The organism is Allobosea sp., from assembly GCF_035944895.1.
GTDB lineage: Bacteria > Pseudomonadota > Alphaproteobacteria > Rhizobiales > Beijerinckiaceae > Allobosea.
Map to the genome: position 1 here is coordinate 1,028,449 of NZ_DASZAT010000005.1, position 24,268 is coordinate 1,052,716.

26 protein-coding genes and 1 tRNA gene are annotated in these 24,268 nt (G+C 66.6%); 18 read left to right on the forward strand and 9 right to left on the reverse strand.

The window, feature by feature from the left end; translation table 11 throughout:
- The first annotated feature begins 69 nt into the window (after positions 1-69).
- The 6 genes from VGV58_RS07150 (at position 70) to VGV58_RS07175 (ending at position 3,217) form a co-directional block, all read left to right on the forward strand.
- Positions 70-465 (forward strand): phasin, encoded by a 396-nt coding sequence (locus VGV58_RS07150; protein WP_091831724.1) that lies wholly within the window; start codon positions 70-72, stop codon positions 463-465.
- A 161-nt stretch (positions 466-626) separates the two neighbouring features.
- Complete coding sequence (locus VGV58_RS07155) at positions 627-1,574, forward strand: hypothetical protein (protein ID WP_326873280.1); 948 nt, start codon at positions 627-629, stop codon at positions 1,572-1,574.
- Positions 1,575-1,701: 127 nt separating this feature from the next.
- Positions 1,702-1,778 (forward strand) — tRNA-His (locus VGV58_RS07160).
- Between the two features lie 103 nt (positions 1,779-1,881).
- On the forward strand, positions 1,882-2,286 hold the full coding sequence (locus VGV58_RS07165) for a RidA family protein (RefSeq protein WP_326873281.1): 405 nt from the start codon (positions 1,882-1,884) through the stop codon (positions 2,284-2,286).
- Between the two features lie 137 nt (positions 2,287-2,423).
- A complete protein-coding gene (locus VGV58_RS07170) occupies positions 2,424-2,852 on the forward strand; it encodes an Hsp20 family protein (RefSeq protein ID WP_291675106.1) in 429 nt (142 codons plus the stop codon).
- 110 nt (positions 2,853-2,962) lie between these two features.
- Positions 2,963-3,217: a BQ00720 family protein gene (locus tag VGV58_RS07175; RefSeq protein ID WP_326873284.1), complete on the forward strand. Its 255-nt coding sequence runs from the start codon at positions 2,963-2,965 to the stop codon at positions 3,215-3,217.
- 10 nt (positions 3,218-3,227) lie between these two features.
- Here the strand turns inward: VGV58_RS07175 and VGV58_RS07180 are convergent, their stop codons facing one another.
- Complete coding sequence (locus tag VGV58_RS07180; RefSeq protein WP_326873586.1) at positions 3,228-4,010, reverse strand: alpha/beta hydrolase; 783 nt, start codon at positions 4,008-4,010, stop codon at positions 3,228-3,230.
- A 126-nt stretch (positions 4,011-4,136) separates the two neighbouring features.
- Here VGV58_RS07180 and VGV58_RS07185 point away from each other — a divergent pair, with 126 nt between their 5' ends.
- Together VGV58_RS07185 and infC are read left to right on the forward strand one after the other, a co-directional pair.
- The gene (locus tag VGV58_RS07185) at positions 4,137-5,360 is read left to right on the forward strand and encodes a glycosyltransferase family 4 protein (protein WP_326873285.1); all 1,224 of its coding nucleotides are present in this window, start codon (positions 4,137-4,139) and stop codon (positions 5,358-5,360) included.
- An 87-nt stretch (positions 5,361-5,447) separates the two neighbouring features.
- Positions 5,448-5,990, forward strand: a complete 543-nt coding sequence (gene infC, locus VGV58_RS07190) for a translation initiation factor IF-3 (RefSeq protein ID WP_091832415.1) — start codon at positions 5,448-5,450, stop codon at positions 5,988-5,990.
- Positions 5,991-6,047: 57 nt separating this feature from the next.
- Here infC and VGV58_RS07195 read toward each other — a convergent pair whose 3' ends face one another.
- The 5 genes from VGV58_RS07195 to VGV58_RS07215 all read right to left on the reverse strand — a co-directional run bounded on the left by VGV58_RS07195 (position 6,048) and on the right by VGV58_RS07215 (position 10,689).
- The gene (locus VGV58_RS07195) at positions 6,048-6,677 is read right to left on the reverse strand and encodes an aspartate/glutamate racemase family protein (RefSeq protein WP_326873286.1); all 630 of its coding nucleotides are present in this window, start codon (positions 6,675-6,677) and stop codon (positions 6,048-6,050) included.
- Positions 6,677-7,699: an amino acid ABC transporter substrate-binding protein gene (locus tag VGV58_RS07200; RefSeq protein WP_326873287.1), complete on the reverse strand. Its 1,023-nt coding sequence runs from the start codon at positions 7,697-7,699 to the stop codon at positions 6,677-6,679. Before VGV58_RS07200 ends, VGV58_RS07195 begins: the two co-directional genes overlap by 1 nt.
- A 58-nt stretch (positions 7,700-7,757) precedes the next feature.
- The gene (locus VGV58_RS07205) at positions 7,758-9,095 is read right to left on the reverse strand and encodes an aspartate aminotransferase family protein (protein WP_326873288.1); all 1,338 of its coding nucleotides are present in this window, start codon (positions 9,093-9,095) and stop codon (positions 7,758-7,760) included.
- Positions 9,092-9,985 carry a MurR/RpiR family transcriptional regulator gene (locus VGV58_RS07210; RefSeq protein WP_326873289.1) on the reverse strand — a complete coding sequence of 298 codons (894 nt, stop codon included), beginning with the start codon at positions 9,983-9,985 and terminating at the stop codon, positions 9,092-9,094. Before VGV58_RS07210 ends, VGV58_RS07205 begins: the two co-directional genes overlap by 4 nt.
- 113 nt (positions 9,986-10,098) lie before the next feature.
- A complete protein-coding gene (locus tag VGV58_RS07215; RefSeq protein ID WP_326873290.1) occupies positions 10,099-10,689 on the reverse strand; it encodes a TetR/AcrR family transcriptional regulator in 591 nt (196 codons plus the stop codon).
- 117 nt (positions 10,690-10,806) lie between these two features.
- Here VGV58_RS07215 and VGV58_RS07220 point away from each other — a divergent pair, with 117 nt between their 5' ends.
- Positions 10,807-12,033 carry an MFS transporter gene (locus VGV58_RS07220; protein ID WP_326873291.1) on the forward strand — a complete coding sequence of 409 codons (1,227 nt, stop codon included), beginning with the start codon at positions 10,807-10,809 and terminating at the stop codon, positions 12,031-12,033.
- 63 nt (positions 12,034-12,096) lie between these two features.
- On the opposite strand, the gene VGV58_RS07225 is transcribed toward VGV58_RS07220, so the two are convergent.
- A complete protein-coding gene (locus VGV58_RS07225) occupies positions 12,097-13,134 on the reverse strand; it encodes an amino acid ABC transporter substrate-binding protein (RefSeq protein WP_414643895.1) in 1,038 nt (345 codons plus the stop codon).
- A 277-nt stretch (positions 13,135-13,411) separates the two neighbouring features.
- Between VGV58_RS07225 and rpmI the strand changes: the two genes are divergently transcribed.
- Together rpmI and rplT are read left to right on the forward strand one after the other, a co-directional pair.
- A complete protein-coding gene (gene rpmI, locus VGV58_RS07230; protein WP_091831700.1) occupies positions 13,412-13,612 on the forward strand; it encodes a 50S ribosomal protein L35 in 201 nt (66 codons plus the stop codon).
- A 28-nt stretch (positions 13,613-13,640) separates the two neighbouring features.
- Complete coding sequence (rplT, locus tag VGV58_RS07235) at positions 13,641-14,015, forward strand: 50S ribosomal protein L20 (protein WP_326873293.1); 375 nt, start codon at positions 13,641-13,643, stop codon at positions 14,013-14,015.
- A gap of 178 nt (positions 14,016-14,193) precedes the next feature.
- Here rplT and VGV58_RS07240 read toward each other — a convergent pair whose 3' ends face one another.
- Positions 14,194-14,955 carry an LOG family protein gene (locus tag VGV58_RS07240; protein ID WP_326873294.1) on the reverse strand — a complete coding sequence of 254 codons (762 nt, stop codon included), beginning with the start codon at positions 14,953-14,955 and terminating at the stop codon, positions 14,194-14,196.
- Positions 14,956-15,176: 221 nt separating this feature from the next.
- On the opposite strand from VGV58_RS07240, the gene pheS reads away from it, so the two are divergent.
- From pheS to VGV58_RS07275, 7 genes are all read left to right on the forward strand, one after another.
- Positions 15,177-16,259 (forward strand): phenylalanine--tRNA ligase subunit alpha, encoded by a 1,083-nt coding sequence (gene pheS / locus VGV58_RS07245; protein WP_326873295.1) that lies wholly within the window; start codon positions 15,177-15,179, stop codon positions 16,257-16,259.
- 22 nt (positions 16,260-16,281) lie between these two features.
- Complete coding sequence (locus VGV58_RS07250) at positions 16,282-17,469, forward strand: glycosyltransferase (protein WP_326873296.1); 1,188 nt, start codon at positions 16,282-16,284, stop codon at positions 17,467-17,469.
- Positions 17,466-19,889 (forward strand): phenylalanine--tRNA ligase subunit beta, encoded by a 2,424-nt coding sequence (gene pheT, locus VGV58_RS07255; protein ID WP_326873297.1) that lies wholly within the window; start codon positions 17,466-17,468, stop codon positions 19,887-19,889. Before VGV58_RS07250 ends, pheT begins: the two co-directional genes overlap by 4 nt.
- A gap of 230 nt (positions 19,890-20,119) precedes the next feature.
- Complete coding sequence (locus VGV58_RS07260; RefSeq protein WP_326873298.1) at positions 20,120-21,022, forward strand: alpha/beta fold hydrolase; 903 nt, start codon at positions 20,120-20,122, stop codon at positions 21,020-21,022.
- The gene (locus tag VGV58_RS07265) at positions 21,019-22,098 is read left to right on the forward strand and encodes a tartrate dehydrogenase (protein WP_326873299.1); all 1,080 of its coding nucleotides are present in this window, start codon (positions 21,019-21,021) and stop codon (positions 22,096-22,098) included. Before VGV58_RS07260 ends, VGV58_RS07265 begins: the two co-directional genes overlap by 4 nt.
- Positions 22,099-22,170: 72 nt before the next feature.
- Entirely contained in the window at positions 22,171-22,875 is a 705-nt protein-coding gene (locus VGV58_RS07270) for a TerC family protein (RefSeq protein ID WP_326873300.1), read from the forward strand.
- 21 nt (positions 22,876-22,896) lie between these two features.
- Positions 22,897-23,640: a TerC family protein gene (locus VGV58_RS07275; RefSeq protein ID WP_326873301.1), complete on the forward strand. Its 744-nt coding sequence runs from the start codon at positions 22,897-22,899 to the stop codon at positions 23,638-23,640.
- A 4-nt stretch (positions 23,641-23,644) separates the two neighbouring features.
- Here the strand turns inward: VGV58_RS07275 and VGV58_RS07280 are convergent, their stop codons facing one another.
- Positions 23,645-24,259 (reverse strand): 4'-phosphopantetheinyl transferase superfamily protein, encoded by a 615-nt coding sequence (locus VGV58_RS07280; RefSeq protein ID WP_326873303.1) that lies wholly within the window; start codon positions 24,257-24,259, stop codon positions 23,645-23,647.
- Positions 24,260-24,268: the final 9 nt, after the last annotated feature.

The following is a 24,268-nucleotide window of genomic DNA, read 5'->3' on the forward strand; positions in this document are numbered from 1 at the left end:
GCAGTGCACAATAGAGGCGCGGCGCTACAGACGGCGCGGACGCTTGGCTCGGTCGCAGGAGGACCTACCATGGACGGCAAGCTTCCCTACGAAGTTCCCACCGAGATGCGCGATTTCGCCGAAAAGAGCGTCGACCAGGCTCGCAAGGCCTTCGACGGCTTCATCGGCGCCGCCCAGAAGGCTGTCGACAGCGCTCATGGCTCGGCCGAGTCGGCTCGCGTCAACGTCCAGGACATGACCAAGAAGGCGATGTCCTACGCCGAGAACAACATCGCCGCGGCGTTCGACCTCGCCGACAAGCTGGTCAAGTCCAAGGACATGAACGAGGTGCTCCAGCACCAGTCCGAATTCCTGAAGGCGCAGGTCGCCGCGCTGCAGGCGCAGCTCAAGGAAGTCGGCGCGAGCGTGCAGGACGCAGCCAAGAAGACGGCCGAGACCGCCGCCAAGGCGACCAAGCTGAAGTGAAGCCTTGAGCGCCGCGGGCGCGGAGCAGGCTTTCACGACCAAGCGGCCGGGCCGATGCGTGGCTCTTTGATGGGGTGAGACTCGCCTCGCCGGAGTTCGCTCGTGCCCGGTTGCGTCTATCGCGCAGGCATGGCCTGCCGAAACCGTGAAGGAGAGATCCGATGGCTAAGCAGACTACCCCCGGCAAGGCGCCGGTCAGCCTCGCGCCGGTCAAGGCGCTGAGCGAGGCGAAGCTGGTCGCACCGGTCGTGCCGGCTGTGCCTGTCAAGGCTCCGGAGGCCAAGCCCGTGGAGGCCAAGCCGCTAGAAGCCAAGCCCGTGGTCGAGGTGAAGCCCGCCGCCGCTCCGGTTGCTGTTGCGCCGGCTCCCAAGGTCGAGGCGCCTATCGCCAGGGTCGAGGCCAAGCCCGCTGCCGCTGCTCTCAAGCTCGCTGTCCCGCAACCCGTCGTCCAGCCCGTGGCGAAGCCCGCCGTGGTCGCTGTCGCCGCGCCGGCGGCGAAGCCTGTCGCAAAGGTCGCTGTCGAGCCCGCCAAGCGCGTCGCCCCGCAGAAAACCAGGATTGCGAAGCCGGCCGCCAAGGTGGCCGCCGCTCCGGTCGCGAAGGTTGAGGCCGTTAAGGCAGCAGCTGTGAAGCCTGTCTCCGCCAAGCCTGTCTCCGCCAAGCCGGTCGCCGCTCCGGCTCCGGTCAAGGCGCAGCCCGCTCCTGCGAAGGTCGAGCCTGTTGCGGTGAAGCCGGCGGCTCCTGTCGCGGCAAAGCCCGCTCCCGCTCCGGCCAAGGTGGTCGAGGCCGTCAAGCCGGTTGCTACCCCTGCCATCGTTGCGCCCGTCACCGCGAAGCCGGTCGCGGTCCCGGCATTCCCGGCCATCGCCTGGCTCCAGCCGACCCTGGCGCTGACACGAGCCTTCGGCGCCGTCCAGGCCAAGGTGCTCGATCATGCCTGCGCCGAGCTGAAGGCGACGCTGGGCGAGGTCGAGACGCTGGCGCGCACGCAGAGCACTGCGGACGCAGTCGCGCTCCAGGCCAAGGCCTTCCGCCGCAGCTACGAATCCTTCGCGGCCCATCTCGGAGATCTCGCCGCGACGGCTCGCCAGGAACTGCCGCGCCGCTGATTTCGAAAGCCGGCGCGGTTTTCCACGCGCCGGCATGCATTTGCCGTTGCATTCGGCGAGGCGTGGCACTAGGTTCCGCGCCGTCGCCGGACCGCTTCCGAGCGCCGCGACATCAGGCGCAAGCCGTGCAGCCATAGCTCAGTTGGTTAGAGCGCTAGATTGTGGATCTAGAGGTCCCCCGTTCAAGCCGGGGTGGCTGTACCATCTTCCCCCTCCATTTCGGTTCTTCCCGAGATTGCGCGTGAGCTCCGTGCTGGCCTAGCTTGCCGCGCCACGCGGCCTCGAGCCGCCAGCCTCGGAGTCCGCCATGCCCAGCAAGATCGATCTCCTCAATCCCGCCTCGCTCTCTCCGCCGACCGGCTACTCGCACCTCGCCATCGTCAAGGCGGAGCGGCAGGTTCACGTCTCCGGTCAGGTCGCTTACGACCCGATGGGCAAGGTGGTGGGGGAGGGCGATATCGCCGCCCAGGCCGAACAGGTCTACGCCAACCTCGCTGCGGCATTGGCCGCTGCCGGCACCGACTTCACGAAAGTGTTCAAGCTGGTGACCTATGTCGTCGACCTCTCCCTCGAGAAGGCGGTCGCCGTGCGCAAGGTGCGGATGAAGTATCTCGGCGATGGCCCTTATCCCGCAAGCACCATGGTCGGCGTCACCGCGCTCGTCGATCCGCGCCTGCTGATCGAGATCGAGGCGATCGCGGCGCTGGATTGAGGCGTCGTCCGCAGGACTTGCGGCAGGGCGCGCCGCTCGCCATATCTTAGTCACGCGGTTGGGTTCGCCTTTCGCGTGCGGGGCGCTGCGCAAGCGGGCTCCGATAGTTCCAGAGGCGCCTTTTCAAGGGCTTCGTGATGACGCGTCCGCCTAGCCTGTCGCATCCCTTCCTGCTCGGCTTCGACGATATCGAGCGGGCACTCGACCGTGTCGCCAAAGGCGCCGGCGATGGCTATCCGCCCTACAATATCGAGCGCATGCCGCGCACGGAGGACGAGCCCGACAAGCTCAGGATCACGCTCGCGGTGGCCGGATTCTCGCGCGACCAGCTCGAGATCACGCTGGAAGAAAACCAGCTGACCATCCGCGGCCGGCAGGTCGACGACAAGACGCGGCATTTCCTGCATCGCGGCATCGCCGCGCGGCAGTTCCAGCGCTCCTTCCTGCTCGCCGACGGCATGCAGGTCCTGGGGGCTGATCTCTCGAACGGGCTGCTCGCGATCGATCTGGCCCGTCCGGAACCGGAACGGCTCATCCGGCGTATCGATATCATGAGCCGCGACTAGGCCCCTGAGGGCTACAGAAGGTCTTTACGAGAAAGGCATGCGGTTTGCCTTCCGTTCATGATCAAGGATGCACAATCAAACCGCCTCGCACTGCTCTGAAGGAGGGCGCGATGACTGAGACCAGAAACAACCCTCTGACCACGGCTGAATTCGCCGCACTCGGCAACGGCCAGGTCGCCTATCTCAAGCCGATCATGTCGGATGAGTTGGCCCGCATCTTTCCGCAGGCGCCCGAGATCGAGCCCGGCCTGCAGCTCTTCGCGCTGCTCGCGGCCGATGGCGCGCCGATCCTGGTGACCGATTCCCTGGAGGCCGCGACGGCCAACGCCTGGGAGCACGATCTGCGGATGGTCAGCCTGCACTGACCCGAACTGTCTATGCCGTCGTGGGCGCGATGCCCTCGACGGCGGCGACCAGGCGCGCGATGTCGTCCGGCGTCGACAGGCGATGGTCGCCGTCCTTGATCAGGGTCAGCACGACCGGATCGTGCGGCAGGTGCTCGACCAGCTTCAATGCCTGGCCATAGGGCACGTCGGGATCCTTCATTCCCTGCAGGATGTGGACGGGGCAACCGGTCTCCAGCGATTGCCCGAACAGGAGATGGCGCCTGCCGTCCTCGATCAGCGCCCGGGTGATGGGCATCGGTTCCGGCGAGTATTCCGAAGGCCGCTGCCAGACGCCGTCCCTGATGATCGTCTCGCGAATGGCCTCCGGCATCTGCGCCCACATCAGCTCTTCGGTGAAATCGACCGCCGGAGCGATCAGCACGAGGCCGGCGGGTTGCAACTGCGGCGCGACCTTGCGCAGCTTCAGCGTCGTCAGCAGCGCGACCCAGCCGCCCATGGACGAGCCGACCAGGACGGCGGGACCTTGCGTATGGGCGGCGAGGACCGCCTGCGCGTCCTCGATCCAGTGCGACATCGTCCACTGAGCGAAGTCGCCGCTCGATTCGCCATGGCCGGCATAGTCGAAGCGGATGAAAGCCCGGCCCGAACGCTCCGCCCAGGCGGCGAGCGCCTCGGCCTTGGTGGCGCGCATGTCCGAACGCAGGCCGCCGAGCCAGACCACTGGCGGGCCCTTGCCGGCCTGCGCCAGCACCGCGATCTCGCGGCGTTCTGCACCGGTGCCGACGCTCAGAAATTGCGGCTCAGGCTTCATCACCCTATTCTCTCCTGTGATGAACCGGGCGAAAGCAGCCATTGCGTGCTGCATTCCCGCCCGATTTTGTGATCATCAGAACCCGATAGCATCGGCGAGTCGCCAAGCAGAAGGCCCTTTCGAGCAGTGAACACCTCCCTGCGTTCCGGCGCGCAACTCTCCCTGCCGTCGACCGAGACGCATCCGCTGGCCGGGCGCACCGTGCTGCAGATCATCCCGGAGCTGGAGGCCGGCGGGGCCGAGCGCACCGCGGTCGACATCGCCGCCGGGTTGACCGAGGTCGGCGCGCGGGCGCTGGTCGCGACGGAGGGCGGGCGGCTCGTCGCCGAACTGCAGGCCAAGGGCGGCATCTGGCTGCCGTTCCCGGCGGCGGCCAAGAACCCGGTCTCGATGCTGCTCAACGTCCGCACCTTCGCGCTGCTCTGCAAGCGCGAGCGGGTCGAGCTTGTCCACGCCCGCTCGCGGGCGCCGGCCTGGGTCGCGCTGGCGGCGACGCGGGCGCTGAAGCTGCCCTTCGTCACCACCTATCACGGCTCCTACAACGCCCGCTCGACGGTGAAGAACCTGTACAATTCGGTGATGGCGCGCAGCGACGTCGTCATCGCCAATTCCGGCTACACCGCCGACCTGATCCGCGCCCGCCATCCCTTCGCCCGCGACCGCATCCGCGTCGTCCATCGCGGCACCGATTTCTCGGCTTTCGCGCCGTCGGCGGTCAGTCCGGAGCGGATCAGCGCCCTGCGCAGCGCCTGGGGCGTCGAGCCGCATCAGCGCATCGTGCTGCTGCCAGGCCGTCTCACCGGCTGGAAAGGCCAGAAGGTGCTGATCGAGGCGGCGCGCCGATTGCGCGATGGCGGCGACGAGGACACTGCTTTCATCCTCGCCGGCGACGCTCAGGGCCGCGACGGTTATGTCCGCGAGCTCGACGACGCCATTGCCAGGGCGGGCCTCGAAGGCCGGGTCCGCCGTGTCGGCCATTGCTCGGACATGCCGGCGGCCTTCCTGGCGGCGGCGGTCGTGGCGGTGCCCTCGACGGAGCCGGAAGCCTTCGGCCGTGTCGCTGTGGAGGCGCAGGCCATGGGCACGCCGGTCGTCGTCTCCAATCTCGGTGCCGTGCCGGAAACGGTGCTGGCGCCGCCGCAGGTCGCGCCACAGGAGCGCTCCGGCTGGCATGTTCCGCCCGATGACGCGGCGGCACTGGCTGAGGCGCTGCGCGAAGCGCTGACGCTGCGCCCCTCAGCCCGCGATGCGCTGGCGCGCCGCGCCCGGTTGCATGTCGAGCGCCACTTCTCATTGGCCTCGATGGTCAATGACACACTCGATGTCTATTGCGCCCTGCTCGGGCGCTGAAACAGCCTGATCCATTGACAACGCTTCGCGTTGTGCAATGTGTCTCACCAACGGCGCGATGCGCGCCATTCACAGGAGAATACAGCCATTCGTCGTCCCTTCCGTGCCGCACCAGCCCCCGTCAAGGACGGTCCCCGCGCCAACCGTGACATTCGTGGCGTCCGCGACGTCCAGCTCATCGACGATACCGGCGCCAACCGTGGCGTGGTCTCGTTCTTCGAGGCGCTCAAGATTGCCGAGGACGCCGGTCTCGATCTGGTCGAGATCGCCCCCAATTCTGTGCCTCCGGTCTGCAAGATCCTCGATTACGGCCGCTTCCGCTTTCTCGAGCAGAAGAAAGCGTCCGAGGCGCGCAAGAAGCAGCGCACCATCGAAATCAAGGAAATCAAGCTTCGCCCCGGCATCGACAAGCACGACTACGACGTGAAGATGAAGGCGATGCACGGCTTCTTCGAGGAAGGCGACAAGGTGAAGGTCACCCTGCGCTTCCGTGGCCGCGAGATGGCGCACCAGGACCTCGGCGTGAAGGTGCTGGAGCGCGTCAAGGTCGATACCGTCGACGTCGCCAAGGTCGAGAGCGACTGGCAGCTCGAAGGCCGCCAGATGGTCATGGTGCTCGCGCCCCGATAAGGCGCGAGTGTCACGAAGACGTGAAAAAGGGCGCGCCGCTGGCGCGCCCTTTTTCGTTCAGCCGAGCAGGCGCTTGAGCTTGCGCACCGCGCTGTCCGGTGTCGTCAGCACCGGCTTGCCCGTTGCCACGGCAATGGCCGATGCGGCTCGTGCCAGGCTGAACTGCGCCAGCGCGATCGCGTCGCACTCGGCCAGATCGCGCGCTGCTAGCGCCGCCAGCCGGTCATGCTCGGATCCGTCGCCGCGGTCGAGCGCGGCGAGCGCGCCTTCCGCCAGCTTCGGCGTGACCGCGAGCGAGCCCGGAAACTCCGGCGGCATCGACTGCAGCGTCGGGCCGAAACTGGCGAGCAGGCCGATCCGGCCGCCGATCGCCATGGCTTCCTCGATCATCGCCTCGTTCGGCTTCAGCACGGGCAGGGGAGACAGCGCACGCTGCACTGCTTCGATGCAGGGGCCGAAGGCCGAGCAGGTGAAGAGGATGCCGTCGGCGCCGGTGGCCCGCGCATAGCTGGCGAGGCCGAGGAAGCGCCCGGTCATCGCCTCGGTGATCCGCCCGTCGCGGGAGAGATCGGCCGAGAGGCTGTCGTCGAGCAGGTTCATCAGCGTGGCCTCAGGCCACAGCCGTGCGAACGCCGCCTCTATCGGAGGCGGCGAATGGCGCAGCGCATGGATCAGAGCGATCCGCATCAGCGAATGGGATGCGGATATTGCAGGCCGCCACGCGAGGCGAGGTCGTTCAGCCCGCGCTTCAATTGCAGCTTCGATCCAGCGCCGACATTGCGCTCGAAGCTCTCGCCGTAATTGCCGATATGCTTGATCACGCGATAGGCCCAGTCATTGCTCAGGCCGAGGCCCTCGCCGAATTTGCCCTCGACGCCGAGCAGCCGCTTGATCTCGGGATTGCCCGACTTCAGCTGCTCGTCGACATTGGCCTTGGTGACACCGAACTCTTCGGCGTTGAGCATGGCGTAGTGCACCCATTTCACCAGCGCGACCCAGCTCTCGTCGCCGCGCTTCACCGCCGGGCCGAGCGGCTCGCGCGAGATCAGAGTCGGCAGGACGACGAAGTCGTCGGGCTTGGAGAACTTCAGCCGCTCGGCGGCGAGGCCGGAGGTGTCGGTGGTGAAAGCGTCGCAGCGCCCGGCCTCCAGCGCCTTCACGCCCTCTTCATTGGTGGCGAAGCCGATGATCTCGTATTTCAGCTTGTTGGCGCGGAAGAAGTCAGCGAGGTTGAGCTCGGTCGTCGTGCCTTGCGTCACGCAGATCGAGGCGCCTTCCAGCCCCTTGGCCTCGGTGACCCCGAGCGACTTGCGCACCATGAAGCCCTGGCCGTCGAAATAGTTGATGATCGGCCAGGACATGCCGGCCGAGGTGTCGCGCGACATCGTATAGGTCGCGTTGCGGGCGAGCATGTCGACCTCGCCCGATTGCACCACGACGAAGCGCATCTGCGGCGTCGTCGGCACGAACTTGACCTTGTTCGGGTCGTTGAAGATCGCTGCGGCGACGGCGCGGCAGAGGTCGATGTCGAGCCCGTCCCAGCGCCCATCCGGTCCCTGGATGCCGAAGCCGGGCAAAGCGATATGGTTGCCACAGATCAGTTCGCCGCGCGCCTTGACCCGGTCGAGCGTGCCGGTCTGGGCGTTGGCTGCGTTGGTGAGGCCGAGGGCGGCGAGCCCGGCCAAAGCCACATGTTTCAGTCGTTTCATGATCGTTCCCCTGTTGTGGAAGCACCGGGCTCTTGCCGGCCCGGATCGTGGTTGGGCCTCAGGCCGGTCGGACCGAGGCCAAGCTTGCGTCGAGCGCATCGCCCAGCCGCTCGACGATGGTGTCGACCGTCGCGGCGTCGATGATGAAGGGCGGCGCCAGCAGGACATGGTCGCCGGCGGTGCCGTCGGCGGTTCCGCCCATCGGGTAGATCAAGAGGCCGCGCTCCTGCGCCGCCTGCTTGATTTTGGCGTTGAGCTTGAGCGCCGGGTCGAAGGGCGCCTTGGTCGAGCGGTCGGCGACGATCTCGACGCCCCAGAAATGGCCGCGCCCGCGGATGTCGCCGACATGGTGATGGTTGCCGAAGCGCTCGCGCAGGCGCTGCTCCAGCCGCGCGCCCTGCTTGCGGACATTGGCGATGAGGTCGTCGCGCTCGATCACCTTCTGCACCGCGAGCGCGGTGGCGCAGGCGAGGGGATGGCCCACATAGGTCTGGCTGTGCGGGAAGATGCCCGAGCCCTGCCTGACGGCTTCGACGACCCGCTTCGAGGCCAGCATCGCGCCGATCGGGGCATAGCCGCCGCCGAGCCCCTTGGCGATCGCCATCAGGTCGGGCGCGATGCCTTCCTGCTCGCAGGCATGCAGCGTGCCGGTGCGGCCCATGCCGCTCATGACTTCGTCGAGGATCAGGAGCACGCCATGGCGGTCGCAGATCTCGCGGATGCGCTTGAAATAGCCGGGTGCGGCCGGCACGGCGCCGAGCGTCGCACCGACCACCGTCTCGGCGACGAAGGCGCAGACGGTCTCCGGTCCGAGCTCGAGGATCTTCGCCTCGAGCTCGTCGGCGACGCGCAAGCCGTATTCCTCACTGGTCTCGTCGGCCCGGCGGCCGCGATACTCATAGCAGGGCGAGATATGGTGGCCCTGCATCAGCATCTCAGCGAAGGGCGCGCGGTCCTTCATGCGCCCGCCGACCGAGAGCGCGCCCAGCGTGATGCCGTGATAACTCTGCTGCCGCGAGATGAAGTTGACTCGGCGTCTCTCGCCCTTCTCGACGAAATAGTGCCGGGCCATCTTCAGGCAGGCCTCGATCGCCTCCGAGCCCGAGCTGCAGAAGTAGACACTCTCCATGCCAGCGGGCGCCCGTGCGATCAGATGGTCGGCGAGTTCTTCGGCCGCGTCGGTGGTGAAGAAGCTGGTATGGGCATAGGCGAGCTTGTCGATCTGGGCATGCATCGCCGCCAGCACGTCGGGATGGCCATGGCCAAGGCAGGAAACCGCGGCGCCACCGGAGGCGTCGATATGCTCGCGCCCGTCGCGATCGCGTAGCACCATCCCCTCGCCGCCGGTCGCGGCCGGATAGGTCTTGTTCAGCATGCGATGCAGGATGTGGCTCATCGATGGCCTCGCCTGAGGGATTTGGGGGTGAGGAAGGTGCCGGCCGCATCGAGCGCGGCCTCGTGGCGGGCGATCGCGTCGAGCGCTGCCTGGCCCTTGCGCGCGGTCATCAGCGCCGCCAGGCATTCGACCGCGGCGAAGGCCGGCGTCATCGTATGGAAGAAAGACGGCGTCTCGGTCCGGACCAGGAGCGCCACATCGGCAACGGCGGCAAGAGGGGAGAGCGCGCTGTCGGTCAGTGCCACGACCTTTGCGCCGCGCTCCCTGGCGATCTCGGCTGCCTCCACGGTCAGGCGCGTATAGGGGGCGACCGAGACGGCGAAGAGCGCATCGCTCGAGCCGATCCGGCGCAGCGCATCGATGCCGCGCCCGCCGGCGCCATCGGCCAGCACGGAGCTCGCGCCGATCAAGTCGCGGATATAGTCGAGCATGAAGGCGGCCGGGAAGGCCGAGCGCAGGCCGAAGCAGAATACGGTCTGCGCCTCGCTCAGCAGGTCGGCCGCCTGTTCGAGGCAGGCGAGGGCTTGCGGCTCGCGCAGCGCTTTCAGATGCTCGGCGAGCGCCGCGAACATGTCCTGCGCGATCGCGCCCGGACCCTCCTCGCCATGGCGCTGCATCAACTCGCCGGCGCGGCCGGCAAAGCCTTCCGGCCGCCGCCGCAAGGCTGCTGCATGAACGGCGCGCAACTCGTCATAGCCCTTGAGACCGAAGCGCTGCGCAAGGCGGGTGAGGGTGGCCGGCGACAGGCCGGCGCGCTTGGCCTGCTCGCGCGTCGTCAGCAGCGCGACATCGGCCGGATGGTCGAGCACCCAGCGCGCCGCCGCCTGCAATTGCTGCGGCAACTGCTCGAAGCTCTCGGTGAGGCTTGCCGTCAGGCCGGGCTTGTCCATGCGCCGGACCTTAGCAGCGTGAGATAGGATATGAAACAGATTCCTTGTTTGATTAGATATGAAACATTTGTTTCAGATTGGTGCGTAATTCGAAATCCGCTGCCGAGCCTTGTTCAGCTCCGCACGAGCAGCCCGTTCAGCATCAGGTTGAAGGCGTCGATCGCCTTGCGCGAGGTCGTTTCCGGCTCTGGCGCGTTCGCGATCCACTGCGCCGCATATTGCGTCGCCCCCGCGATCAGTCGTGCAGCCGCTTCGGGGTCGATAGCGGTGATCACACCACTCTCGGCCAGCTTCGTCAGGCTCTCGGTCATCGAGCGAATGCACTCGCTCAGCGTCGGCCAGTCCCAGGGATCGCCGAGAACGGCCGGGCCGTCGCGCAGCATGATGCGCTGGATTTCGGGGTCGAGCGCCAGTTCGATATAGGCGGTGCATTCGTCGCGAAATCCGATCCAGGGATCGGACGCCTTCGCCGAGACCGCCTGCATATGCGCGTTCATCTCGCCATCGATCTCAGCGATAACCGCGACCAGCAGGCCCTTCTTGTCACCGAAATGATGGTAGAGCGCCCCGCGGGTCAGTCCGGCCGAAGCGGTGAGATCATCCATCGAGGTCTGCGCATAGCCGACCGTGCCGAAAGCGGCGCGCGCCGCGGCGATCAGCTTGGTCCGCGTCTCGGCGATCATCTGGCTGCGCGGTTTGCGCATCGTCCATATCCCTTTCGCATACGGTGCGTATGTGAATTGACATACGGTTCGTATGTAATTACTCATGTCACATACGCAACGTATGTCAATTACGCATTCGATGTGACGGAGACGTCCATGCCTAACCCCTATCGCGAGATTTTCCGGGCCCCCGGCACGATCGGCTTCTCGGCGGCCGGCTTCGTCGCCCGTCTGCCGCTGTCGATGGTCACTATCGGCATCGTCACCATGCTGTCCCAGGCGCGTGGCGAATACTGGCTCGCCGGCGGTGTCGCCGCGACCTTCGCGCTGTCCAATGCGCTGATCGCGCCGCAGATCTCGCGGCTGGTCGATCGTCATGGCCAGAGCAGGGTGCTGATCCCCGCAACGCTCGCGACCATCGTCGCGTTGATCGGCCTGATGTTGGCGACCCGCTTCGAGGCGCCGATCTGGGTGCTCTTCCTATTCGCCGGCCTTGCCGGGCTGGAGCCGAGCATGATGGCGATGGTGCGTGCCCGCTGGACCGAAATCTATCGCGACACGCCGCATCTGCGCACCGCCTTCGCCTTCGAATCGGTCGTCGACGAGATGGTCTTCATGGTCGGCCCGGTGCTGGCGATCGGCCTCAGCGTGGTCTGGTTCCCGGAAGCGGGGCCGCTCGCGGCGACGATCCTGCTCGCCGTCGGCATGGCCCTGTTCGTGGCGCAGCGTGCAACCGAGCCGCCGGTGCATCCACAGGGCGCCGACAGCGGTGGCTCGGCGATCCGGCTCGTCCCGGTGCAGATCATCGCGCTGCTGATGGTCGCGCTCGGCGCGGTCTTCGGCACGGCCGAGGTCACGGCGGTCGCCTTCGCCGAGGCGCAGGGCAACAAGGCGGCGGCGAGTCTCGCGCTCGCGGCCTATGCCGCCGGCTCCTTCATCACCGGCCTCGTCTTCGGTGCGCTGCGCCTGCGCCTGCCTCTGACGACGCAGTTGCTGCTCGCGATCGTGCTTGCCGCGGCGACGACGCTGCCGTTGCTGATCGTGTCCTCGCTCTGGATGCTGGGCGTCGTGCTCTTCATCGCCGGTGCCTCGATCTCGCCGACCGTGATCGTCGCGATGGCGCTGGTCGAGCGGCACGCGCCGCCCTCGAAGCTGACCGAGGGCATCACCTGGGTGATGACCGGTATGGGCGTCGGCATGGCGCTGGGTTCGGCCTTGTCGGGCTGGCTGATCGACGTCTACGGCGCGCGCAGCGGCTTCTATGTCTCGGTCGCCGGCGGCTTCTCGGCGCTGGCGATCGTCGCAGCCGGGTACTGCCTGCTCACCGAGCCGCGCCGGGCTGTCGGTGAAGAGATGGGCGGGCTGAAGGCGAACTGCGCCTGAAGCCCCGGCCCATGAAAAAGGGCGGCCTCCCGGAGGAGGCCGCCCGATCTGTTTAAGGGTGGCTCAGCGGATCGGCGGCGCGTATTGCAGCCCGCCCTGCGACCAGAGCTTGTTGACGCCGCGCGGCAGCGGGTTGCGGCTCTGGGCGCCGAAATGCCGCTCGAAGCTCTCGCCGTAATTGCCGACTGCCTTGACGATCCGCACCACCCAGTCATTGGTCAGGCCGAGCGACTCGCCGAACTTGCTCTCGGCGCCGAGCATGCGGCGCACTTCCGGGTTCTGCGAGGTCTTCGCCAGCTCCTCGACATTGGCCTGGGTGACGCCGAGCTCCTCGGCATTGATCAGCGCGAACACGGTCCAGCGCACGATGTCGAACCAGGCCTGGTCGTTCTTGCGGACCCAGGGACCGAGCGGCTCCTTGGAGATCACCTCCTGCAGCAGGATGTGCTCGTCCGGCTTCTGCAGCTTGTTGCGCGTGCCGGCGAGCGAGGAGAGGTCGGTGGTGTAGGCATCGCAGCGCCCGGCTTCATAGGCGGCGACCGTCTCTTCCAATGTGGCGAAGGCGACGGTCTCGAACTTGATGTTGTTGGTGCGGCCGTAGTCGGCGAGGTTGAGCTCGGTGGTGGTGCCCTGGGCGACGCAGACCGAGGCGCCGTTCAGCTCCCTGACCGTGTTCACGCCGAGCTTCTTGCGCAGGATGAAGCCCTGGCCGTCGTAATAGTTCACCGCCGTGAAGCTGAGGCCCTGGCCGATGTCGCGGCTCAGCGTCCAGGTCGTGGTGCGCGCCAGCACGTCGATCTCGCCCGATTGCAAGGAAACCAGGCGGTTCTTGCTCGACAGCGACAGATATTGCGCCTTGTCCTGGTCGTTGAAGATCGCGGCCGCGAGCGCGCGGCAGACATCGGTGTCGAAGCCGTTCCAGACGCCCTTGTTGTCCTGCAGCGAGAAGCCCGGCACGCCTTCGCTGGTTCCGCAGACGATATGGCCGCGTGCCTTGATCCGGTCGAGGGTCGACTGGCTGCCGCCCTGGGCGAAGGCGGAGACGGCGGAGGCGGCCACGAGCGCAAGGCCCGCAGCCAGGCTGAGGAGGGGTGTCTTCACGGTGATTGTCTCCGGCGGGAATGCGGCTGCGATGGTTGGAAACCGTTACAGTTATATGACGAATTTCAAATGGCTGCGAAGGCGGCCGGCGCCGGGTTCACTCATCCAGGGCGGCTTTTCCCGGAACTGCAGGCTCTTGCCAGCTACAGGCTTTTCTGTCATAGGCCCCACCTTCGATCGCCCGGCTGATAAGGGCTGCCGTGGCGGTCGTACTTTGCTTCCCAAAGCAAAATCGAAGCGGCGCATTGTTCGCGCTCGCGACCTATGAGGAGCTGAAATGCCCAAGATGAAGACTAAATCGGCCGCCAAGAAGCGGTTCAAGGTCACCGGAACCGGCAAGGTGCTCTACGCCCAGGCCGGCAAGCGTCACGGGATGATCAAGCGGACCAACAAGCAGCTCCGCAATCACCGTGGGACGAACGTTCTTTTCGAAGGCGATGCCGCCAACGTGAAGAAGTACTTCCTCCCCAACGGCTGACGTCCCCTAACTTTCCCGGAGATCAAACATGGCTCGCGTGAAACGGGGCGTTACGTCCCACGCCAAGCACAAGAAGACATTCAAGGCTGCGAAGGGCTTTTATGGCCGCCGCAAGAACACGATCCGCGCCGCCAAGGCGGCCGTCGATCGGTCGATGCAGTACGCCTATCGCGACCGCAAGAACAAGAAGCGCACCTTCCGTGCGCTCTGGATCCAGCGCCTGAACGCTGCTGTGCGCGAGCACGGCCTGACCTATTCGGTCTTCATCGGCGGTCTCGTCAAGGCGGGCCTCGAGCTCGACCGCAAGACCCTGTCGGCGATGGCCATCGACGACGCCGCTGCCTTCGCCGCGGTGGTCGACACGGTCAAGGGCGCGCTGGGCGCGGAAGCCAAGGCCGCCTGAGCGGACTTGCCCGATCGGAATACGAAAGGCCGGCGGAAACGCCGGCCTTTTTGTTTGGCTCACCGTCATGCTCGGCCTTGTGCCGAGCATCCACGTCTTGAACACCGCGTTCTATCAATGAAGCAAAGGCGTGGATGGTCGGGACAAGCCCGACCATGACGCGGAGGGGCGAGGCCGCCTACGTCTGTACCTTGTCCACCGCCTTCGGCGTCCAGCTCTCGCCAGCGCCGTCGAGGATGCGCTGATAGGCCTCTTCCGGGCTGTCGGCATAGCAGAACAGCTTGAGATCCTCCGGGCGGATGAAGCCGGCATCGCGCATCCGCTCGAGATTGATCAGCCCCTGCCAATAGGCGCTGTCATAGAGCACGATCGGCACCGGCGGCATCTTGCCGGTCTGCACCAGCGTCATGATCTCGAAGAGCTCGTCGAGCGTGCCGAAGCCGCCGGGAAACACCACCAGCGCCGCCGCCCGCATGGCGAGGTGCATCTTGCGCATCGCGAAATAGTGGAAGCGGAAGGTCAGGTCCGGCGTCGACCAGGCGTTCGGCTCCTGCTCGTGCGGCAGGGTGATGTTGAGGCCGATCGAGACCGCACCGGCCTCGGTGGCGCCGCGATTGGCCGCCTCCATGATGCCGGGCCCGCCGCCGGTGGCGATGACATGGCGCTTGCCGCCGTCCTTGCCGTCTAGCGCGCCGCCGCGCTCGGAGGCGATCCTGCCGAACTGCCGCGCGGCCTCGTACCAGGGATTGCCCTCGCGCACCCGTGCCGAGCCGAAGACGACGATGGTCGAGACGATGCCGCGGGCGCGCAAGGCATCCTCGGCCTTCTGGTATTCGAGCATGAAGCGCGCGCCGCGTGTCGAATCGCCGAGAAGGAAGTCCTGGTCGAGTGCGGCGATCCGGTAGGAGGGCGAATTCTTCTGGGCGGTATTGTCGGGCATGCTCGTCGTCTCCGTCATCGGCACTGCATAGCTGCGCCGAGCCACTCCTGTCGCCCCTCGCGTCCAAGGTAAGGACGATTGCGACGGGATTGTCATGAAGCCGTGGCTAGAGTGGCGACAGCGTCGAGAACTGCGTGAACGGGATGCTTTGCCAGCGTGATTGGACTGGCATCCGCTTGCCTGACCCCCTAGAAGGTGGCTCGCAAACAGGCTGAATTGGCATGAACGACATCAACACCCTTCGCGATTCCCTGGTCGGGGAGATCGAGGCGGCCGGCGACGAGGCAGCGCTTGAACAGCTGCGCATCGCGGCGCTCGGCAAGGCCGGCTCGGTCTCGGGCCTGCTCAAGACTCTCGGCACGATGACGCCGGAGGAGCGCAAGGAGCAGGGGCCGCGCATCAACGGCCTGCGCGACATCGTCCAGCAGGCGCTCTCCGCCCGCAAGGACGCGCTCGGCGAGGCGGCGCTGGAAGCGCGGCTGGCGAGCGAGCGGCTCGACATCTCGCTGCCGGTGCGCGAGGGGCCGGAAGCGCGCGGGCGCATTCACCCGATCAGCCAGGTCATCGACGAGATCACCGCGATCTTCGGCGACATGGGTTTCTCGGTCGCCGAAGGCCCGGACGTCGAGACCGACGACCTCAATTTCACCAAGCTGAACTTCCCGGTCGGTCACCCCGCCCGCGAGATGCACGACACCTTCTTCTTTGCGCCGGATGCCAATGGCGAGCGCAAGCTGCTGCGCACCCATACCTCGCCGGTCCAGGTGCGCACGATGATGTCGCAGGAGCCGCCGATCCGGGTGATCTGCCCGGGCCGGACCTATCGCATGGACTCCGACCAGACCCACACGCCGATGTTCCATCAGGTCGAGGGCCTCGTCATCGACAAGAAGACCCATTTCGGCCACATGAAATGGGTGCTGGAGGAGTTCTGCAAGGCGTTCTTCGAGGTCGACGGCGTCAAGATGCGCTTCCGCCCGTCCTTCTTCCCGTTCACCGAGCCGTCGGCCGAGGTCGACATCCAGTGCTCGCGCAAGGACGGCGAGATCCGCTTCGGCGAGGGCGAGGATTGGCTCGAAATCCTCGGCTGCGGCATGGTCCATCCGAACGTGCTCAGGAACTGCGGGCTCGACCCCGATGTCTACCAGGGCTTTGCCTGGGGCATGGGCATCGACCGCATCGCCATGCTGAAATACGGCATGCCGGACCTGCGCCCGTTCTTCGAGGCGGATATCCGCTGGCTGTCGCATTACGGCTTCCGCCCACTCGACCTGCCGACCCTGACCGGCGGTCTGACTTCTTAAACCTCACCGCAAGGGGAGACGCATGAACGGCGCGCAATGGGCTGGGCTGATCGCGGCGCTGATGGTCGCCGCCAATCTGCTGTGCTTGGCCGTCGCCTTCGTGCGCTTGCGCCGCAAGCAGGCGCCATCGCGGCTGCAGAAGCTGGCGCCGCCGGTGACGATCGTGCGTCCGGTTTGCGGCATCGAGACCTTCAGCCGGGAGACGCTGACCTCGGGGCTGGAACTCGACTATCCCCAGTACGAGACGATCTTCTGCGTCGCCAACGGCCATGATCCGATCGTGCCGCTGATCGAGGAACTGATCGGGGTCTATGGCGCCGAGCGCGTCCGCCTGATCGTCGGAGACGTCGCCGTCAGCGCCAATCCCAAGCTCAACAACTGCGTCAAGGGCTGGGAGGCGGCGCGCCATGACTGGGTGATCCTCGCCGATTCCAACGTCCTGATGCCGAAGGACTATGTTCAGCGGCTGATGGCCTCCTGGCGCGAAGACACCGGCCTCGTCTGCTCGACCCCGGCCGGCTCGCGGCCAGGCTGCTTCGGCGCCGAGGTCGAGTGCGCCTTCCTCAATACCTTCCAGGCGCGCTGGCAATATGCCGGCGAGGCGCTTGGCTTCGGCTTCGCCCAGGGCAAGTCGATGCTCTGGAACAAGCCCTTTCTCGACGCCAATGGCGGCATCGCCGCGCTCGCCGCCGAGATCGCCGAGGATGCGGCGGCGACCAAGCTCGTGCGCAAGGCCGGCTGCCACGTCCATCTCGTCGGCCAGCCCTTCGAGCAGCCGCTCGGACCGCGCAATCTGCGCGATGTCGTGCAGCGCCAGTTCCGCTGGGCGCGCCTGCGCCGCGTCACCTTCCTGCCCTTCTTCGCGCCCGAGATCCTGGTCGGGCCGCTGGTACCGGCCGTGCTCGCCGCCTTCGGTGCGCCGGCCTTCGGCTTGTCCGCTTGGCAGGGCGTGCTCGCCGTGCTGGCGCTCTGGTATGCCGGCGAGATCGTGCTGGCCAAGAGCGTCGGCTGGTTCGTCAACTGGCGGACGCCGCTGGCCTATCTGGCGCGCGATCTCGCTTTCCCCGGCATCTGGGCCTATGCCTTCGTCGCGCGCGAAGTCAGCTGGCGCGGCAATGCCATGAAGATCAAGGCCGATGGCGAGGACGAGCTCAATCAAGCCGTCCCGGCGCTCTCGGCGGTCAATATGCGTAGCGACGGAAGACCATGAAGTTCACCCTCTCCTGGCTCAAAGAGCATCTCGACACCACCGACACGCTCGACACCATCACCGAGACGCTCACGCGTGTCGGTCTTGAGGTCGAAGGCGTCGAGGACAAGGCCAAGGCGCTCGCCGCCTTCACCATCGCCTATGTCATCGAGGCGAAGCAGCACCCGAACGCCGACCGGCTGCGCGTCTGCATGGTCGACACTGGTTCGGGCGATCCGGTCCAGGTCGTCTGCGGCGCGCCCAATGCCCGTACCGGCATGAAGAGCGTCTTCTCGCCGCCGGGCACCTATATCCCGGGCAAGGACATCACCCTCGGCAAGGGGGTGATCCGCGGCGTCGAGTCGAACGGCATGCTCTGCTCGGCTGCCGAGCTGCAGATCTCCGAGGATCATGACGGCATCATCGACCTGCCGCAGGATGCTCCGATCGGCCAGCCCTACGCGACCTATGCCGGCCTCGACGACGCCGTGATCGAGATCGCGGTGACGCCGAACCGCGCTGATGCGCTCGGTGTGTCCGGTATCGCCCGCGACCTTGCCGCCGCCGGCCTCGGCACGATCAAGACCGCGCCGGTCCAGCCGGTGCGCGGCGCCTTCCCGTGCCCGGTCGCGCTCAAGCTCGATTTCGCCGAGGAAGACCGCAATCTCTGCCCGGTCTTCGCGCTCAGGCTGGTGCGCGGCGTCAAGAACGGCCCGTCGCCGGAATGGCTGCAGGCGCGCCTGCGCGCCATCGGCCTGCGCCCCATCAACGCGCTGGTCGACATCACCAACTTCATGACCTTCGACCGCAACCGGCCGCTGCACGTCTTCGATGCCGCCAAGGTCAAGGGCGATCTCGTCGTGCGCCGCGCCAAGGACGGCGAGGAGGTGCTGGCGCTCGACGGGCGGACCTATGCGCTGACCTCCGAGATGGTTGCGATCTGTGACGATAACGGCGTCGAATCGATCGCCGGCGTGATGGGCGGCGAGCATTCCGGCTGCGACGAGAGCACCACCGACGTGCTGATCGAGAGCGCGGTCTGGAACACGCTCAACATCGCCCGCACCGGCCGTGCGCTCGGCATCAGCTCCGACGCGCGCTATCGCAACGAGCGCGGCATCGATCCGGACTTCACTCGGCCCGGCCTCGACATGGCGACGCAGATGGTCATCTCGCTCTGCGGCGGCGAACCGTCCGAGGTCGTCTTTGCCGGCGAGTTGCCCGAGAGCCCGCGCGCCATCGACTTCCCCTGGTCCGAGGTCAAGCGCTTGACGGGGCTCGATCTGCCTCAAGTCGAGATGAAGCTGGCGCTGACCTCGCTCGGCTTCCACGTCTCCGGCGCCGGCGACCGCGTCAAGGTCGCGCCGCCGTCCTGGCGCGCCGATGTCGAAGGCAAGGCCGATCTGGTCGAGGAGATCCTGCGCATCGCCGGGCTCGATCGCGTTGCCCCGGCGCCGCTGCCGCGGATCAAGGGCGAGGTGATCAAGCCGGTCCTGACCGTGCTGCAGAAGCGCACCCGCGCGGCCAAGCGCCTGCTCGCCAGCCGCGGGCTCACCGAGGCGGTGACCTGGTCGTTCATCTCGCATGATCAGGCCAAGCTCTTCGGCGGCGGCTCGAGCAAGCTCGTGCTCGCCAATCCGATTGCGGCGGATCTCTCCGACATGCGGCCGTCCTTGCTGCCGGGGCTGATCCGCGCGGGCCAGGCCAATGCCGATCGCGGGTTCGGCGATGCCGCCCTGTTCGAGGTCGGACAAATCTTCCAGAGCGACGAGCCGGAAGGCCAGCTCATCGCCGCCGCCGGCCTGCGCCGCGGCACGGCGAAGCTTGAAGGCGCTGGCCGTCACTGGGATGGCGCTCTCAAGAGCGTCGATGCCTTCGACGCCAAGGCCGACGTGCTCGGCCTGCTCTCCGGGCTCGGCGTTCCCGTGGGGGGCCTGCAGATCGTCGCCGGCGGTCCGGCCTGGGCCCATCCCGGCCGCTCGGCAACGCTGCAATTCGGCCCCAAGGGCGTGATCGGCGCCTTTGGTGAAGTGCATCCGCGCGTGCTGAAAGCGCTCGACGTCAAGGGTCCGCTGGTCGCCTTCGAGATCCATCTCGATGCGCTGCCGCTGCCGAAATACAAGCCGACCAAGGTCAAGCCGAAGCTGGCGCTCTCCGACTTCCAGCCGGTGACGCGCGACTTCGCCTTCATCGTCGACAAGGCGGTGGCGGCCGGCGAGATGGCCAAGAGCGCCCAGAATGCCGACCGTGCATTGGTGTCCGATGTCGGGGTCTTCGACCTCTACGAGGGCACGGGCGTCGAGCCGGGCAAGAAGTCGGTCGCGCTGGCGGTGACCTTGCAGCCGACGCAGAAGACGCTGACCGACGCCGAGATCGAGGCCGTTGCCGCAAAGATCGTCGCCGAGATGGCCAAGCGCTACGGCGCCGTGCTGCGCGGGTAGGACTTGGCGTCATGGTCGGCCTTGAGCCGACCATCTCAGGCCGGAAAAGGCGCCAACCGGCGCCTTTTTTGTTATGAGATTCTCGGGTCTGCGCTTCGCTCCGCCTGAGAATGACGGCTGAGTGGGCTCAGCCTCGCTCCCGTTATTGACCAGAATTATGAAATAATCGGCGCACGAAATCGTTTGAAAATCCGGGTATCGGCTCTGATTGTTGCAATCCGAGAGGCCTGATGTCGCTGACCGAGCTCCCTGTCGCGGACGATCTGTTTCCCGGTTTCCGGCTGCTCGACGTCACCACGTCAGGGGCGCGCATTCGCGTCCGCACCGGCGGGGAGGGCCCTCCGCTCCTCCTGCTGCACGGTTATCCCCAGACCCACATCATGTGGCGGCGGGTCGCGCCGCAGCTGGCGCAGCGCTTCACTTTGGTCTGCCCGGACCTGCGCGGCTACGGCGATTCCGGGAAGCCGGCGAGCACGGCCGATCATGCACCTTACTCCAAGCGCGCCATGGCGCAGGACATGGCCGAGGTCATGAGCGCGCTCGGCCATGAGCGCTTCTTCGTCGGTTCGCATGATCGCGGTGCCCGCGTCGGGCACCGGCTGGCACTGGACCACAGCGAGCGCGTGCTGAAACTGGCGACGCTCGACATCGCGCCGACGCGCGAGATGTATCGCGACACCGGCGACATCTTCGCCCGCGCTTATTGGCACTGGTTCTTCCTGATCCAGCCGGCGCCGATGCCCGAGCGGATGATCGGCGCCGATCCGGAGTTCTACTGGACCAGCCGGCGCGCCTCCGACATGCGGCTGTTCGAGCCGGCGGCGCTGAACGAATATCTACGTTGTTTCCGCGATCCGGCGATGATTCATGCCAGTTGCGAGGATTATCGCGCTGCCGCGACGATCGATATCGCCCATGACGATGCCGATGCCGGCAGGAAGCTCGCCTGCCCGTTGCTGGTGCTGTGGGGCGATCGCGGCGCCGTGGGAAAATGCTTCGATGTGCTGGCGCTCTGGCGCGAGCGCGCGGAAAACGTCCAAGGCCGGGCCCTGCCGGGCGGGCATTATCTGGCGGAAGAGATCCCCGATCTCGTCACCGCCGAATTCTCGGCCTTCTTCGGAGAGAACACATGAGCCGCACCAATCGCGTCTACCGCATCGCCGCCATCGCCGGTGACGGCATCGGCAAGGAAGTCATGCCCGAGGGCCTGCGCGTGCTCGAGGCTGCCGCGAAGAAGTACGGCTTCGAACTCCAGCTCGACGAGTTCGATTTCTCCTCCTGCGACTACTACGCCAAGCATGGCAAGATGCTGCCGGACGACTGGAAGGAGAAGATCGGCGGCCATGACGCCATCTTCTTCGGCGCCGTCGGCATGCCCGCCCAGGTGCCTGACCATATCTCGCTCTGGGGCTCGCTGCTGCTGTTCCGGCGCGAGTTCGACCAGTACGTCAACCTGCGCCCCGTCAGGCTGATGCCGGGCGTGCCCGGCCCGCTGGTCGGCCGCAAGCCCGGCGATATCGACTTCTTCGTCGTGCGTGAGAACACCGAGGGCGAGTACTCCTCGGTCGGCGGGCGCATGTATGGCGGCACCGAGCGCGAGATCGTCATCCAGGAGACGGTGATGAGCCGCGTCGGCGTCGATCGCGTGCTCAAATACGCCTTCGAGCTGGCCCAGCGCCGGCCGCGCAAGAAGCTGACCTCGGCGACCAAGTCGAACGGCATCTCGATCACCATGCCGTACTGGGACGAACGGGTGAAGGAGATGGCCAAGAACTATCCCGACGTCGCGGTCGACCAGTACCATATCGACATCCTGACCGCGCATTTCGTGCTCAACCCCGACCGTTTCGACGTGGTCGTCGCCTCCAACCTGTTCGGCGACATCCTCTCGGACCTCGGCCCGGCCTGCACCGGCACGATCGGCATCGCGCCATCCGGCAACATCAACCCGACCGGCGAATTCCCGTCCCTGTTCGAGCCGGTGCACGGCTCGGCCCCGGACATCGCCGGGCAGGGCATCGCCAATCCGGTCGGCCAAATCTGGTCGGGGGCGATGATGCTGGATCACCTCGGCGAGCATGAGGCCGCCAAGGCGATCGAAGCCGCGATCGAGCGCACGCTCGGCGATGCACGCACCCGCACGCGCGATCTCGGCGGTAGCCTAAAGACTGAGGCTGCCGGCAAGGCGATCGAGCAGGCGCTGGCTTGACGATAACGCTGGCGCTGACCACAAGCAGTGGTCGGCGCCGAAAAGACGTAAGACTAAAGGAGGAGGAACAAGGTGCCCGATCTGACGTTTTCGCTGCTCGACCCGACACTCTGGGGCAAGCTCTTCGAGATCATCGCGCTCAACATCGTGCTGTCGGGTGACAATGCGGTGGTGATCGCGCTCGCCTGCCGGGCGCTGGCCCCCGAGCAGCGCGCCAAGGGCATCGCGCTCGGCGCGGGCGTCGCCGTGCTGTTGCGCGTCGTCTTCACCGTGCTGATCGCCTCCCTCCTCAACATGCCGTTCCTGCACATCGTCGGCGCGATCCTGCTGGTCTGGATCGCGGTCAAGCTGATCATCGAAGACGGCGAGAGCGACGAGAATGCGGTCGCCGCCAGCAGCAAGCTCTGGAAGGCGGTGCAGACCGTCGCCATCGCCGACATCGTCATGAGCCTCGACAACGTGCTCGCCATCGCGGCCGTGGCCAAGGATTCGATCCCGCTGCTGGTCGGCGGCCTGATCATCTCGATTCCGCTGATCGTGCTCGGAGCTTCGCTGATCACCTCGCTGCTGACCCGCTTCCCGATCCTGGTCTGGGCCGGCGCCGGCCTGCTCGGCTGGGTCGCGGGCGAGATGTTCGAGACCGATCCCTGGCTGATCGGCAAACTCGGCGAGACGCTCACCCATCAGCTCGAATATCCGGCCGCGATCCTGGGCGCCCTTCTGGTGCTTGGTCTCGGCTATTTCCTCAAGCAGCGCCGGCCAGACCCGGCGCATTAAGAACAAGGGGCCGACCGACCTATGGATTTCGCATCTTCCGCCTTCTGGACATCGTTGCTCCAGATCATCTGGATCGACCTCCTGCTCTCCGGAGACAACGCGGTCGTCATCGCGCTGGCGGTGCGCTCGCTGCCGGAGAAGCAGCGCAAGGTCGGCATTCTGCTTGGCGCCGGCGCAGCCGTCGGCCTGCGCATCATCTTCGCGGTGGTCGTGACCTACCTGCTCGCCGTGCCCTTCCTGAAGGTCGTCGGCGCGCTGCTGCTGTTCTGGATCGCGATCAAGCTCGCCAAGGGCGAGGAGGAGGCGCATGGCGACATCGCGGCCAGCGACAATCTCTGGAAAGCGGTCCGCACCATCGCCATCGCCGATGCGGTGATGAGCCTCGACAACGTGCTCGCCATCGCTGCGGCAGCGCGGGGGCATTTCGAGCTCTTCATCTTCGGCCTGCTGCTGACCATCCCGCTGATCGTCTACGGCGCCCGCCTGCTCTCCACGGTTCTCGAGCGCTTCCCGATCCTGATCTGGCTCGGCGCTGCGCTGCTCGGCTGGATCGCCGGCGAGATGCTGCTTGGTGATCTGGCAGTGCTGCAGTGGCTGCAGGCGAACATGCCGAACTGGGTGGTGAGCACGCCGGTCTCGGACGTCAACCCGATCGGCCTCCTGCCGGCCAAGGTGCCGTTCTATACGGCGGCGACGCTCGGTGCGCTGGTGGTGGTCGTCGTCGGCTACCTCCTGAAGAAGAAGCCCGTCGACCAGCCGGGCTGATATCTCAGGCCTGATCGAGAACAATGAATGCGGCGGCCATGCTCTCATGGCCGCCGTTTTTCGTGAGCCGGACGAAACCGCTCGCGGGGCCTCCGTTTCGCGCGCCGTCGACAACGAAACGCCCGGCGCCATCGAGGCGGACTGCGAAGCTCTCGGGCGCGCGGGCGAAGCCGATGCCGAGCGCCTTCACATAGGCTTCCTTGGCGCTCCAGAGCTGGGCAAAGGTCTCGGGGCGGGCCGAGGCGGGCAGGCTCGCCAGCCAGCGCCGCTCTTCGGGATGCAGCATGGCCAGCGGCGGCTCGCTGGCGGGGGCGACCTGCTCGACATCGACACCAACAGGCCGAGGCGCCAGCGCGATCGCGACGAGGCCCGAGCGTGTCGCCAGCGACAGATGCAGGCCGGAGCCCTGCGGGGCGAGGATCAGCGGCCTGCCTGCCGGCTCATGCCCGATCTCGACGGCAGCGTCCGGCAGGCCGAACTGCCGCGCCAGCACCTTGCACGCCAAAGAGCGTCGCAAGGCCGAGCGCTCCGGCAGGTTCGCGGGCTGCGCGTCGGTCGCGATCAGCCATGCGGCCGGCAGGGCAGGGGCGGTCTCGTCGACGCAGGAGAGCCAGAGCATGTCGCGGTT

Bases quoted from the DNA above. Each gene is read 5' to 3' on its own strand.
- VGV58_RS07150 (WP_091831724.1), top strand. From the start codon at position 70: ATGGACGGCAAGCTTCCCTACGAAGTTCCCACCGAGATGCGCGATTTC.
- VGV58_RS07155 (WP_326873280.1), top strand. From the start codon at position 627: ATGGCTAAGCAGACTACCCCCGGCAAGGCGCCGGTCAGCCTCGCGCCG.
- VGV58_RS07165 (WP_326873281.1), top strand. From the start codon at position 1,882: ATGCCCAGCAAGATCGATCTCCTCAATCCCGCCTCGCTCTCTCCGCCG.
- VGV58_RS07170 (WP_291675106.1), top strand. From the start codon at position 2,424: ATGACGCGTCCGCCTAGCCTGTCGCATCCCTTCCTGCTCGGCTTCGAC.
- VGV58_RS07175 (WP_326873284.1), top strand. From the start codon at position 2,963: ATGACTGAGACCAGAAACAACCCTCTGACCACGGCTGAATTCGCCGCA.
- VGV58_RS07180 (WP_326873586.1), bottom strand. From the start codon at position 4,010: ATGAAGCCTGAGCCGCAATTTCTGAGCGTCGGCACCGGTGCAGAACGC.
- VGV58_RS07195 (WP_326873286.1), bottom strand. From the start codon at position 6,677: ATGCGGATCGCTCTGATCCATGCGCTGCGCCATTCGCCGCCTCCGATA.
- VGV58_RS07200 (WP_326873287.1), bottom strand. From the start codon at position 7,699: ATGAAACGACTGAAACATGTGGCTTTGGCCGGGCTCGCCGCCCTCGGC.
- VGV58_RS07205 (WP_326873288.1), bottom strand. From the start codon at position 9,095: ATGAGCCACATCCTGCATCGCATGCTGAACAAGACCTATCCGGCCGCG.
- VGV58_RS07210 (WP_326873289.1), bottom strand. From the start codon at position 9,985: ATGGACAAGCCCGGCCTGACGGCAAGCCTCACCGAGAGCTTCGAGCAG.
- VGV58_RS07215 (WP_326873290.1), bottom strand. From the start codon at position 10,689: ATGCGCAAACCGCGCAGCCAGATGATCGCCGAGACGCGGACCAAGCTG.
- VGV58_RS07220 (WP_326873291.1), top strand. From the start codon at position 10,807: ATGCCTAACCCCTATCGCGAGATTTTCCGGGCCCCCGGCACGATCGGC.
- rpmI (WP_091831700.1), top strand. From the start codon at position 13,412: ATGCCCAAGATGAAGACTAAATCGGCCGCCAAGAAGCGGTTCAAGGTC.
- rplT (WP_326873293.1), top strand. From the start codon at position 13,641: ATGGCTCGCGTGAAACGGGGCGTTACGTCCCACGCCAAGCACAAGAAG.
- VGV58_RS07240 (WP_326873294.1), bottom strand. From the start codon at position 14,955: ATGCCCGACAATACCGCCCAGAAGAATTCGCCCTCCTACCGGATCGCC.
- pheS (WP_326873295.1), top strand. From the start codon at position 15,177: ATGAACGACATCAACACCCTTCGCGATTCCCTGGTCGGGGAGATCGAG.
- VGV58_RS07250 (WP_326873296.1), top strand. From the start codon at position 16,282: ATGAACGGCGCGCAATGGGCTGGGCTGATCGCGGCGCTGATGGTCGCC.
- pheT (WP_326873297.1), top strand. From the start codon at position 17,466: ATGAAGTTCACCCTCTCCTGGCTCAAAGAGCATCTCGACACCACCGAC.
- VGV58_RS07260 (WP_326873298.1), top strand. From the start codon at position 20,120: ATGTCGCTGACCGAGCTCCCTGTCGCGGACGATCTGTTTCCCGGTTTC.
- VGV58_RS07265 (WP_326873299.1), top strand. From the start codon at position 21,019: ATGAGCCGCACCAATCGCGTCTACCGCATCGCCGCCATCGCCGGTGAC.
- VGV58_RS07275 (WP_326873301.1), top strand. From the start codon at position 22,897: ATGGATTTCGCATCTTCCGCCTTCTGGACATCGTTGCTCCAGATCATC.
- VGV58_RS07280 (WP_326873303.1), bottom strand. From the start codon at position 24,259: ATGCTCTGGCTCTCCTGCGTCGACGAGACCGCCCCTGCCCTGCCGGCC.